Here is a 12,006-nt window from a genome sequence, read left to right as displayed (position 1 = left end):
AGCCGATCGACATTCTGCGCGCCCTTGGCTGCGATGACACCGAACTCCGTCATGTGAGCGCGGATCGCGTTGCCGATCTGCGTGCGCTGGCGGACCAGAAGATCCCGCGTGCGGTGGAGAACCAGGACCGAAGAGCAAGCTTCGCTCTTCACGGCGACAAACCGCATGGAGGGACGTGTGACCGCTTCACAGATGGCGGCCGCATCGGCTGCGTCCGTCTTCCCGCGCTTCACATAGGGCTTTACGTAAGACGGCGGCATCAGCCGGACATCATGCCCCAATCCCTGAAGCCTGCGCCCCCAGTCGTGAGCGCCTCCGCAAGCTTCCATGCCGATCAGGCATCGCGGCTGCTTCTCGAAAAACGCGAGCAGCTGGCTTCGACGGAGTTGGCGACGCACGAGAACACGACCGCTCTCATCGACACCGTGGACTTGGAAAACGCTCTTCGCGAGGTCGATACCGACCGTAACAAGCTTGGACATGGGTGGCTCCTCAGCTTGAGGCGACAACATCCCGCCTATGCCCCAGCGCAACGCCGGGAGCAGGAGCCATCCACACCATCAATCGAGCAGGCCTTCGCCAAGCTGAAGGCCCTCCTGCGCGCCGCCGCTCCACGCACCATCCCAGACCTCCGCAAAGAGATCCGGAAGGCCTTCGCTCGCTTCACACCCCAAGAGTGCCGAAACTATCTCGCCGCCGCCGGATACGACCACGACGTAGCCGTCGCTACATGAGCGGAACTCGCTCTAGAGTAAGCCAAGGGTCGAACGATCCTCGACTGAAGGGTTCAGCTGCGCTACCAGACCAACCGCTCGATGACGGCATCAGGTTGGACCTCCTGGCAGGAGAGCCATTCAGTGACGTCGCCCAACGTGTCGTGCTCGGCTACGACGCCGAGCTCTTCCGCATGGATGCCGCGCGCCACCAGCAGGTTCGGGATGCCGTAAGCCGCGGCACCAGCGATGTCGGTGCGTAGGGCGTCGCCGACCGCCAGGACGCGGGCGACTTTGGGTTCGCCGGCGTCGTCCAGGGCACCCGCCATGGCAAGGGCCGCCTCGTAGACCGGGCGGTACGGCTTGCCGGCATAGGTCACTGCGCCGCCGATCTCCTCATAGGCCTGCGCGATCAGGCCGGCGCAGGGAATCAACTTCTTCTTGCGCTCGACCACGAGATCGGGATTAGCACAGATCATCGGCACGTCTCGTGCCCGGAAGCCGGCCAGCGTATCCCGGTAATCCTCCGCCGTCTCGATCGTGTCGTCGAACAGGCCGGTGCAGACGACACGCTCCGCCTCACCGGCCGCCACGAGGCGGATATCGAGGCCATCGAAGATCGTCACGTCGCGTTCCGGCCCGAGATGGTGGATGCGCTCGCCCGGATGCTCCGCGATCAGGCGCCGGGTCAGATCGCCGGAGGTGAGGATGGCGTCATAGGCCTCGCGCGGCACGCCGTAGCCGTCGAGGATGGTCTGGACGCCGGCCCAGGGGCGTGGGGCATTCGAGACGAGGATAAGGCGCCGTCGGCGACCGGCTTCGGGCAGGGTGCGGAATCGGATCAGCGCCTCGCCCGCCCCCCGATGAGCCCGCATGCCGTCATGAAGGACGCCCCAGACATCGCACAGGATCAGGTCGTAGCGTTCGGCCACGGTGGAAAGACCAGACAAGGCCGGGACCTGCATCGTAGCAGTGGCGCGCGCGATTTGTTCGCTCATGGGGTAGGCCTGACTAGCAAGACGAGGGGTAAAGCGGAATGCCAGGCCGGTTAGGCCGGTCGGTCACCGAAATCAACGCCCGGGAATTCCAGCTGCCGAGGCGCTGATCGCAGATTACGAGAACTCAGACGACCAGACGGAGAAAGAGGCTGCCCCGCGCATTCGGGAGTGGCTGGATGTGTATGCATGGAAGGAGGCTTAGCGGGGCTTGCGATCGGACACCTCGAAGTCGATCAAGGCGGCGAGTTTCACCAGCGGGTCGCCGTCTCTCGACAGACGCCGGTAGCACTCATCCAAATCGAAGAACCCTGGTTGACCCATTCGAGCCTCCTCAACGCCCACAGCATCTGTAAATCACGACACCGACGCGCACGGAAGGGGGCCTTTCAAGTTGTCCGATAGGCAGCATCGACGGTTTACCTTGTTCCTTCGATTATGCCAGGCCAAGGCGCCTGAGACTCCATCCAGTCGAAGAGTTGATCATACACGCCCCTATTGGCTCTGGCCCAAGCCACTGCCTCATTGAGTTCCGTCTCGGACGACGGGTAGGGAATTGAAATGCCGGAACTTTCAAAAAGATCAAGAATCTTGTGATTTTCACGTCTATAAGTGACGAATGGAGTCCGCGCCTTGCACGCCGCGTATATTCCATGATGACGGCCCGTTACGTAGAGAGACGCTGTTGACAAGCTTTTTACGAAGTAATCCCATCCACAAATTCTTGGAATCATTGGGAGTGTAGGCCAGCCGATGAACGCTGCCTGCAACTTTTCGCGCTCGGGTTCGAACTCGTAGAAGTCCCCGAACAATTCCCCCCCATTGAAATTGTAGTATAGCGCTGGATTTCCGACAGAATTGAAGTAAGAGAAATCTAATGTGGCTTCCGCTCCTACAGCGCCGTGACTCAAGCAGTGCTTCAAGCTGATAGCACCGCGCAGGTTGACCTTGGTCAGGACCGGAAGCAACTCCTTCCAGTCGGGGTGAAGTCGCTCGGGCCAGATTGAATTGCAAAGATAGGTCTTCTTTCCTGCACTGTGAGCGGCGGCCAGCGCATTCAGGTTCCACCTCGCAGCGCCCCCTCCCTCGCCGTTCACCAGCACGGCATCGCACCACGCCAAATCTTCATCAGAAATCGGTCTTTTGGCGACGCCGCCTCTCCTTTTTATGAGCCTGCTCTGGTAGTTCCCATAGTTTAAGTATCCGCCTCGCAACTCATGGCCTTGTGATACAAGTGTGGCTTCGATGAAATCCATAACGGCTTCGCAGCCGCAATGATAAGGTCTGGTATCATTGTAGATTAAAATCTTCATTTCTTCTCACTTTTCTCATTAATGACAAATGTTAGCGGTATAACTAGCGTTTTTCTGGAGCCAATACTCGCCCCATAAGTCCAGCAACTCGTCACAGGGCCCGCGCAGTTTCTCAGAAGCTGGCAGGCCGGCACGAGACCGTTTTAGACTTCTGATCCCATTGCTAGGACGCGGCAACCCCACGAAAGACCGCCGACCAGTGATGTTCTAGCGAGGGCAACATTGAAATCAAAGGCGAGCGGCAGCGGACCCATGAGCCGCGATTTTGAGGGGTAGGCCAATCTTGACGCCTTCTATAGAAACCCGCTCCCCGAATGATCCTTGAAGGCGTTCGCCCGGCGGATGTAGCCAAGCACCGTCCGTGGATCGCGGTGGCCCGACCGATCCATGATGCGGGCTAGATCCGCGCCTCGCTCGGCCGCCGTCGTTATAAAACTAGTACGGAGGCTGTGCGCCCCGAAGATCGAGGCATCGAGCCCGGCCGCGAGTGCGTACCGCTTGATAGTGTCCGCTACGACCTACGTCATGAGGCGGAGAGAAACCGGTACGGGGTTCGTTACGGTTTTTGCATCGCGTTTTTCGGAGACGGCTGAAATACTCTCGTCATCGGCAATATGGGAATTAACCAGATTGAGGCCCCGCATCCTCCCCGACCGAGACACCGGCCAGAACACTGGACCTTCTGTGATCCCGGCCGCATCGAGCCAGTCCCGCACCAGGGCAACCGGCCGGGGGTGGGATCTACCGAGCTCCGGCCGTCACCGCGTAGGCGGGGCGGACGCGAGGCTGTCGGAGGGCGTGAGGAGGTCGACGGACAGGTATGGCGCAACGTCGGTGAGACGGAGTTGGGAGAACCAGGCGCACGGGGAGCGCTTCGAGCGCGCTGTAGTGATGTGGTCCCGACTCTCGCACTCCCATACGGGCCCGCGGCATGCAACCCACCGCATCAGACGCCTGACACATGGCAGCATCCGATCACGCACCGCACCCGTCCAGAGATTTTGCTTGCACCCGAGGTGAACCGCTCCAGGTTCCCCGGAGGCCATTTGGTTTGGGTCAAGCGGCCAAGGCTCGCACCTCGGTGTGGGCATAGTAGCGCGCTTCGGCCTCGGCGGGAGGGATATTCCTGATGGGTTCGAGCAGGCAGCGGGTGTTGAACAAGTCGACCCATTCGAGGGTGACGAACTCGACCGCCTCGAAGGAGCGCCACGGGCCACGGCGATGGATCACCTCGGCCTTGAAGAGGTCGTTGATCGTCTCGGCCAGAGCATTGTCGTAGCTGTCACCGACGCTGCCGACGGACGGCTCGACACCGGCCTCGGCGAGCCGCGCCGTGTAGCGGATCGACAGGTATTGCGAGCCCCTGTCGCTATGATGCACGAGGCCGCCACGCCGGACCGGACGACGCTCGTGCAGGGCCTGCTCCAAGGCATCCAGCACGAAGCTGGCATGAGCGGTTTGGGACCCACGCCAGCCGACGATGCGACGGGCGAAGACGTCGATCACGAAGGCCACATAGACGAAGCCGCCCCAGGTCGCGACATAGGTGAAGTCCGAGACCCACAGGGTGTTCGGGTGCGGTGCCTTGAACTGGCGGTTGACGCGATCGAGTGGGCATAAAGCTGCCGGATCGGGGCTCGTCGTCCGAACCGTCTTGCCCCGCACGACGCCCCTCAGTTCCATCGTCCGCACCAGCAGCGCGATGGTGCAACGGGCCACCACGATCCCTTCCCGGCCGAGCTGTCGCCACACCTTGCGCACGCCGTAGACGCAGAAGTTCGCCTCGAACACGCGCCGGATCTTGATCATCAGCACGGCGTCGCTCCTGGCCCGTGCCAGTAGCTTGCCGGGATCGGCGCGCCGCGCGGCATGCGCGTAGTAGGTCGATGGGGCGATCGGCAGCCCTTGCAGATCGGCTCGACCCCGTAGGCATCGCGGTGCTCGTCGATGAACACTTTCATCGTTTGAATGGGCGGTCAAGCTCCGCCATCATTGAATATGCCGACGCCTTCCGAAGGATCTCGTTGGCCTGCCTGAGCTCGCGGTTCTCACGCTCCAGCGCCTTGATCCGCTCGCGCTCCTCCGTCGGCGGCCCAGCACGTTGACCTCGGTCACCCTCGGACTGCCGGACCCAGTTGCGCAACGCCTCGCCCAAGCACCCGATCTTAGTGGCGATTGACTGGATCGCCGCCCATCGCGAGCCATGCTCGCTCTGATGGTCGAAAACCATCCGCACGGCACGTTCGCGGACTTCGGGAGAATAGGGTGGGGTTCGCTTCGTCATGGCTCCATCCTCTCAAGAACTGGAGCCTCCGGGAAACCCGGAGCGGTTCAACATGCAGACCTTGCACCGGGTGCGCGACCAACTCATCGGCGAACGCACAGCCCTGATGAATCAGATCCGCGCCATCCTGCTGGAGCGTGGCCACGTCGTCCCGTAGGGACGCGCCAAGCTCGCGGCCTGCCTGAACGACTTGCTCGATTCCGACAGCGACTTGAATATCACGCCACGCATGCGCATCCTCGTGGCGGACGTAGGCGAACGCTGGCAGTTCCTCGACTCGCGCATCGCAGCACTCGACACGGAGTTCGCCGAACAGGCCGGCGTGTGCAGCTGCGCGCCTACGCCGAGCGCATCCTCGTCTTCCTGAGCGGTGAGCCGATTGCCGACCACGGGCGCTACTTCGGTCGTAACGAGACCATCTACGATCCCTGGCACTATCTACCCGTGCTGGCGCGCAAGCCCGGTGCTTTAAGGAACGGCGAACCATTCCGCGACTGGGACCTGTCGACGGGGATCGCTGAGATCCGCGAGCGGCTGAAGTCTCACACCGACGGCGATCGCCAGTTCGTCGAGATCCTCTCGGCCGTGCCAGGCGCCGGACTGGACGCCGTCGAGGCCGCCTGCCGTGCGGCCCTATCCATGCGCCTGTCCGATCGCGGCGTGCCGCGGCCGGCTTCCTCAGGATCGCGTCTTCAACCGCCAGCTAGTGCACTGACTCAGACGGATGGTTCAGGGGTTCGGCTGACGGCTGCGAGGATGTCGGTAGCGGGTTTGGTCCATACGAAGGGTTTGGCGCGTCGGTTATGCCCGGCGATGTAGCGTTTGATCGCCGCCCGCAGGTCGACACCTCGTGTGTCCGTCGGCAGGACCGGCTCGATCGCCGCCCATTCCGCATCCGTCAGATCAAACCGAGCCATCGGCATCTCCTTCCAAAGAGGAAAACCCAATGATCGTCGTCCTGGCCCAAATCCCCTTATGATTTAAGACCTAGCGTTGCCGATCTCCAGCATATCGCAGTGGTGTGTCAGCCGGTCGAGCAGCGCCGTGGTCATCTTCGCATCGCCGAACACGCTCGGCCACTCGCCAAACGGCAGGTTCGTCGTCACGATCACCGAGGTGCGCTCGTAGAGCCGGCTGATCAGGTGGAACTGCATCTGTCCGCCCGCCCGCGGGAACGGCAGGTAGCCCAGCTCGTCCAGGATGACGAGATCGGCGCGCGACAGCTGCGAAGCGAGCCGTCCGGCTTTACCCGCGCGGGCCTCCGCCTCCAGTTGGTTGACGAGGTCGACCGTGTTGAAGAAGCGAACCCGTGCCTCGCGCTCGCGCACGCAGTTGACCCCAATGGCGATGGCCAGATGCGTCTTGCCCGATCCGGTGCCGCCGATGAGCACGGCGTTGCGGCTGTCAGTCAGGAAGTTGACCTAGTGCAAGTCGCGCACCACCGCGGCGTTCACCGGCGATATCGCGAGATCGAACTCGGCCAGGGTCTTCATCACCGGGAACTTGGCGTTGCCCATCCGGTAGGCCATCGCCCGGCTCTCCACGTCGGCGAGTTGCGCGGCGAGCAACTCGCCGATCACCCGCTTGGGCGCGTGTCCACGCTTACCAGCTTGGGTGATCACCTCATCGTAGGCCGCGCGCGTCCCGCGCAGCTTCAACTTGACCATCAGGCCGAGGACGGTGTGGCGCTCCATCACAGCGCCTCCAGCCCACGAAGGCCGTCGTAGCGGGCCAATCCGCCAGCGGCTCCAGATCGAGGGTCAGCGAGGCAGGCGTGAGCACGGGAGCGGACAGGTCAGGCTCGTTGACACGGGCCAGCAAGTTGAGCACGGCATCAGCGCTGAACAGGTGGCAGGCTGGAGATGAGATCGACGCCGCTACGCTCACTCTGACCGGCTCCGCCGCGTCGATCTCTGCGTCGGTGGTCATCAGCCCGGCCAGCAGGTGGGTCCTTTTTGGATGCCGATCCTGGGGCCCGATTGGACGCCGATTGACAAGCCAGATCGCCTACCCCGAGCGATTCAACCCGCCAGGGCACGGCTCTAGCGCCAATCTGCGTAATTTGTTACAAATGCCTTCTAACAGCCGTAGCAATGCCTCGTCATTCAAACTTCACAAACACCAAAGAACCGTATAGCGATTAACAAAACAATGACTATGTCAGCCCGCAGTGATATGTATAATTTATGCGTGCTGCTATAACGCTGATATCTTAGGAATGTTGTGCAAAATTATTTGTAACTTCGAAAGCTAATATTCAATTATGTTCACCGTATCAAATATAGTTTGCACAGAGGGGTCTAAGAAATGAGCGTAGTATATGATGGACAAGATATCGTCGTGCTTAGCCAACTAGAGCCGACATCTGACAGACTTATCATTTCATTTTCTGCAAGAAATGGCTCTTTAAAAAAGCTTCGTACTCCTGCTGAAGAGATGACGGGGCCTGGGCAAGCGTTCCTACAAAAATGTGGCTTACCCGCGGTCATGTTTTGCGCACGATGGAATCACTGGTGGCAAACATCGGAAATGGATGCCGCTATATCGATTTTAGATGAGCAAGGAATACTTGACCGGTATAGAGATATAGTCACGTACGGTATGAGTATGGGCGGCTACGGCGCTCTGATGTTTTCTAAAAAACTTAGAGCTACGTCCATAGTTGCTATCGCGCCCCAATACACCGCAGATCCTCATAAATTCCCCGCCGAAACACGCTGGGCGGGGGATCGACAGAACCTTACTTTTATTTATGATGACATGGAAGAAGGCTTGGTTAAAAACGGCGATGTTGCCATTTTCTACGATCCACGCTTTATTCTTGATAACATGCACGCAACCAAAGTAGGCACACATCGGGAATGGCGAGCATTGCTCGTTCCTATGTCAACGCACACTGTTGGCCGAACACTTAATGATTTTGGAGTTTTGTCGTCAAACATTGAGTCAGCCTTATTGGGGAAATTGAATGGAGGAGAATTTAGAGTATCTGTACGAGCAGCTCGTGCAAGCTCTCCAGTTTATCTTTCAAATCTCGCGCGTGTCCAAATGAGGCGCAAGCGTCCATCATCGGCACTGCGCATGTCTAAACGAGCGATGGAAGCTTTGATAAATAAAATTTCGACTAATGAAAATTATTTTCGTAGCTCAGAGCAGAAAATCACCGCCTACAGACATGTCATGTTTCATTTTGAGCTCCTATGCAAAATGGATCATTACTTTGAAGCGATAGAACATCTCGAATCCTGGAATGTTATGCTTAAAGATTGGAGCAATACATTCAAGATTGCGCAGTCTTATGCTTTATCAAGGTTAGGCCGAGATGCGGAGGCTTTGGAGCTTGCCATTGATTCTATAAATGCTGAATTACTTCCATCTGCTGAATTCTTACGGAATGCACTTAGACTGTTTGACTCCGCGGAAATGGAATGCACCCAGCTCATAGAAAAATTCGATCAAAAGTTCGGAAATGAGATATCCAGCAATCAATTGTATTGGCGGAAGATGGCCGAGTTGGTTTTAAAGAAACGTATACTAAAGTTGGTGTCGGTATACTTCGGTGGTGAATCTGTATCAGACATTGACACAAGCTTCGCTATACTCAAACATTGGGCCCTTACGTTGATAAATCGGCAGCAGTCAAATGAAGCTTTGGAATTTGTTGAAAGCAGCTCCCTCATGCCTCTTTTGTCAAGCAAAATCATTAGCTTAATAGAATCGGCAAATCAAGGAGCTTCTCTGAAGACCAAATTTTCTCATGATAGAGATGAAAGGGTAAAACAGCAGATCGTAAGAAGAGAAGATATGAATCGCCGAAAGTTTATACTTGATGAAATTAGTAAAATATTAAACATGCGCGATAAAGATGCGATAATGAAGTTCGATTTGGAGCATAAGGACTTTATAGTCAGGCAAGATCTGCTTTCTCTGCGTTTTGCGGGTATCTTAGAGAGGTTTCACCTTGCTGATCGTGCCGCGTTCTATTATATAAATGGTGAACTTCCCTCAGGATCCAAGGATATTTTTTCTCTAATCAAGCGAAAGGTTATCGGCATCTCTCGTACTGCTGGAAAAGATGCTGCGACAGTTTTTGTAAATACTTTAGAAGAACAATATTTACATGGAGACGAAACTCCTAAACTTCGTACTCTGATAGAAACTTTTATCAATACAGCAGATTTCAAAGCTTAGCATTCAGTCGGCATATCATGGTTTAAGTATAAATGATTTAGTTAAACCGACAAGGCTCTGGTTTGTGATATGGTCGGCTTTAAATCTTATGAAGCCGACCATTGACGTGACCCTGCCCCGGTAAACTGTTGTGTGCTGAGCGCTAGTTTTTCGGGCGTCCTGAACCCTGAAGGAGGGTGGATGCCATGCCCCGCAAACGCTTCACGAATGAACAAATCGCCTTCGCCCTGCGGCAGGCGGAGAATGGCGCCACGGTGGACGAGGTCTGCCGGAAGATGGGCGTGTCTGGGCCGACCTTTTATCGCTGGAAGAAACAGTTCGTCGGCATGGGCGTGCCGGAGATCCGATGGCTCAAGCAGCTGGAGGACGAGAATGGCAAGCTCAAACGACTGGTGCCGACCTGACGCTGGACCGCTCCATGCTGCAGGGCGTCCTTAAGTGAAAGTGGTGAGGCCCGCCGCTCACCGTGAGGTCGCTGGTCATCTGCAGGTGGCCTACGGGATCAGCGAGCGTCGGGCCTGTCTGGCCACCAGCTTCGGTTGTTCGTCCCAGCACTACAGGAAGCGATCCGACCCTCAGGTTGCGCTGCGGATGCGGTTGAAGGAGTTGGCCGCCGCGCGGGTGCGCTATGGCTATCGGCGGCTGCACATCCTGTTGCGACGGAAGGGCTGGGAGGTGAACCACCACATGGCGTAATTGAGGGCGTGGCTCTCGCGGTAGCCTGTCATCCCCTGAAGAGGAGGACACAAGATGACCCGCTATGTTGGACTGGACGTCTCCCCGCTATGTTGGACTGGACGTCTCGATGAAGGAGTCCGCGATCTGCGTCGTCGACGGGCGGGCGAGCGTGTGTGGGCTGGAACGTCGAGGACCGATCCCGAGGTTATCGCGGCCGTTTTTAAGCGTAGGGCACCCGGCGCCGTGAAGGTCGGGATCGAGACAAAGTCCCTCGCGGTTTGGCTTTGGCATGCCCTCAACGAGCGAGGGCTGCCAATCGTCTGCCTTCATGCGAGGCATGCGGCTGCAGCTAACAAGATGCAAATGAACAAGACGGATCGGAACGACGCGTTAGGTCTGGCACGCCTGGTTCGCCCGGGATGGTATCGACCGGTAGCCGTGCGGTCGATTGAGACCCATCGATTGCGTGCCCTCCTGATCACCCGCGACCAGCTGGTCGGCATGCGGACGGCGCTCATCAACAAAATCCGCGGGTTGGCAAAGACCGNTTGAGACCCATCGATTGCGTGCCCTCCTGATCACCCGCGACCAGCTGGTCGGCATGCGGACGGCGCTCATCAACAAAATCCGCGGGTTGGCAAAGACCGTCGGGATCCTGATCGGGCCGGGCAAAGGCGTGACTTTCGCTAGGCAGGTTCGAGCCCAGCTGCCCGACGATCCGATCCTAAGCTCACTCTTCGAGACACTCCTGACCATTCTGCGCACGATCCAGGAACGCAGTCACGGCATCGCAAAGCAGCTTTCGCGTAAAGCAGTCTGGTCATTCTAAACAACACTCCCCCCGCCCGGTGCCGTTCTGTCAGGCGCTCTAGGTCTTAACTCATAAGGGATTTGGATCAGGACGACGATCATTGGGTTTTCCTCTTTGGAAGGAGATGCCGATGGCTCGGTTTGATCTGACGGATGCGGAATGGGCGGCGGTCGAGCCGGCCCTGCCGACGGACACACGAGGTGTCGAGCGAGTGGACGACCGGCGCGGCTCAACGGCATCTTTTGGCGTCTGCGTACGGGCGCGCCCTGGGCCGATATCCCAGCGCGGTATGGACCTCAAACGACCTGCGGCAACCGCTTCCGGCGGTGGCGCAAAGCCGGAGTATGGGATCGACTTCTCGATGCCGTGTCAATGGCTTACGACGGCGATATTCAGATGATCGACGCCACCATTGTGCGGGTGCATCAGCATGCGGCCACCGCCAAAAAAGAAGACGACCGATCCCGTTGCATGGGTCGCCTCATCCTGAGGCTCTCGAAGGACGCGCGGCGGCCTGACCACCAAGATTCANGCGGCCACCGCCAAAAAAGAAGACGACCGATCCCGTTGCATGGGTCGCCTCATCCTGAGGCTCTCGAAGGACGCGCGGCGGCCTGACCACCAAGATTCATGCCCTGGTGGATGCCGAGGGCCGCCCCATCGCTCTCAAGCTGACCGAGGGGCAGGCCCATGACGGCCGCTCCTCGGACGATATGCTCAGCATGCTCGGTCCGGGGCAGACCCTGCTCGGCGACCGGGCTTACGACAGCGACGAACGCCGAGACTGTCTGGCCAAGCAAGGGGCATGGGCCAACGTCCGGCCGATGCCGAACCGCAAGAATGTCCCCGCCTTCAGCGCGTTCCTGTACCGCTACCGCAACCTCGTCGAACGCTTCTTCAACAAGATCAAGCACTTCAGAGCAGTAGCCACCCGCTACGACAAGGACCCGGCCAACTATCTCGCCAGCATCAAACTCGCAGCCATCCGCATCTGGCTCCAATCTTATGAGTCTACGACCTA

At 58.4% G+C, this 12,006-nt stretch carries 5 protein-coding genes, 9 pseudogenes and 1 other annotated feature; of the genes and pseudogenes, 7 read left to right on the top strand and 7 right to left on the bottom strand.

What is annotated here, in order from left to right:
- On the bottom strand, window positions 1-482 hold a 482-nt coding region (locus ASF32_RS16865), incomplete at its 3' end, for an IS110 family transposase (protein WP_156467862.1).
- A gap of 81 nt (window positions 483-563) precedes the next feature.
- Between ASF32_RS16865 and ASF32_RS24765 the strand changes: the two are divergent.
- Window positions 564-734: pseudogene (locus tag ASF32_RS24765) on the top strand (IS630 family transposase); the annotation flags it as partial.
- A gap of 62 nt (window positions 735-796) precedes the next feature.
- Here ASF32_RS24765 and ASF32_RS16860 read toward each other — a convergent pair.
- The 4 genes and pseudogenes from ASF32_RS16860 to ASF32_RS16855 form a co-directional block, all read right to left on the bottom strand.
- Window positions 797-1,711, bottom strand: a complete 915-nt coding sequence (locus ASF32_RS16860; protein ID WP_082490462.1) for a TIGR01459 family HAD-type hydrolase — start codon at window positions 1,709-1,711, stop codon at window positions 797-799.
- Window positions 1,712-2,127: 416 nt separating this feature from the next.
- Complete coding sequence (locus ASF32_RS25515; RefSeq protein ID WP_156467861.1) at window positions 2,128-3,021, bottom strand: polysaccharide pyruvyl transferase family protein; 894 nt, start codon at window positions 3,019-3,021, stop codon at window positions 2,128-2,130.
- A 293-nt stretch (window positions 3,022-3,314) separates the two neighbouring features.
- Window positions 3,315-3,524 (bottom strand): tyrosine-type recombinase/integrase, encoded by a 210-nt coding sequence (locus ASF32_RS25510; protein WP_156467863.1) that lies wholly within the window; start codon window positions 3,522-3,524, stop codon window positions 3,315-3,317.
- Between the two features lie 553 nt (window positions 3,525-4,077).
- Window positions 4,078-5,305, bottom strand: a pseudogene (locus ASF32_RS16855) (IS3 family transposase).
- Window positions 4,909-5,024 (bottom strand) — a sequence feature (AL1L pseudoknot). Its footprint overlaps the pseudogene before it by 116 nt.
- A 52-nt stretch (window positions 5,306-5,357) precedes the next feature.
- On the opposite strand from ASF32_RS16855, the pseudogene ASF32_RS24755 reads away from it, so the two are divergent.
- Together ASF32_RS24755 and ASF32_RS24750 are read left to right on the top strand one after the other, a co-directional pair.
- Window positions 5,358-5,624, top strand: a pseudogene (locus ASF32_RS24755) (IS110 family transposase); the annotation flags it as partial.
- A pseudogene (locus tag ASF32_RS24750) lies at window positions 5,621-5,941 on the top strand (IS21 family transposase); the annotation flags it as partial. The pseudogenes ASF32_RS24755 and ASF32_RS24750, both read left to right, overlap by 4 nt.
- Window positions 5,942-6,021: 80 nt before the next feature.
- Here the strand turns inward: ASF32_RS24750 and ASF32_RS26640 are convergent.
- A pseudogene (locus ASF32_RS26640) lies at window positions 6,022-6,147 on the bottom strand (IS630 family transposase); the annotation flags it as partial.
- Between the two features lie 138 nt (window positions 6,148-6,285).
- Window positions 6,286-6,999 (bottom strand): annotated as a pseudogene (gene istB, locus ASF32_RS16840) (IS21-like element helper ATPase IstB).
- A 613-nt stretch (window positions 7,000-7,612) separates the two neighbouring features.
- On the opposite strand from istB, the gene ASF32_RS25505 reads away from it, so the two are divergent.
- The 4 genes and pseudogenes from ASF32_RS25505 to ASF32_RS16815 form a co-directional block, all read left to right on the top strand.
- Window positions 7,613-9,496: a hypothetical protein gene (locus ASF32_RS25505; RefSeq protein WP_156467859.1), complete on the top strand. Its 1,884-nt coding sequence runs from the start codon at window positions 7,613-7,615 to the stop codon at window positions 9,494-9,496.
- A 185-nt stretch (window positions 9,497-9,681) separates the two neighbouring features.
- A pseudogene (locus ASF32_RS25500) lies at window positions 9,682-10,180 on the top strand (transposase); the annotation flags it as partial.
- 929 nt (window positions 10,181-11,109) lie between these two features.
- Window positions 11,110-11,516 (top strand): annotated as a pseudogene (locus ASF32_RS24745) (IS5 family transposase); the annotation flags it as partial.
- 68 nt (window positions 11,517-11,584) lie between these two features.
- Window positions 11,585-12,006 (top strand): annotated as a pseudogene (locus ASF32_RS16815) (IS5 family transposase); the annotation flags it as partial.

The organism is Methylobacterium sp. Leaf91, assembly GCF_001422815.1.
Taxonomy (GTDB): domain Bacteria; phylum Pseudomonadota; class Alphaproteobacteria; order Rhizobiales; family Beijerinckiaceae; genus Methylobacterium.
This window is presented reverse-complemented; position numbering and strand designations above follow the sequence as displayed.

What these genes read in the sequence shown, in the direction of transcription:
- ASF32_RS16860 (WP_082490462.1), bottom strand. Translation starts at nt 1,711, where the DNA reads ATGAGCGAACAAATCGCGCGCGCCACTGCTACGATGCAGGTCCCGGCC.
- ASF32_RS25515 (WP_156467861.1), bottom strand. Translation starts at nt 3,021, where the DNA reads ATGAAGATTTTAATCTACAATGATACCAGACCTTATCATTGCGGCTGC.
- ASF32_RS25505 (WP_156467859.1), top strand. Translation starts at nt 7,613, where the DNA reads ATGAGCGTAGTATATGATGGACAAGATATCGTCGTGCTTAGCCAACTA.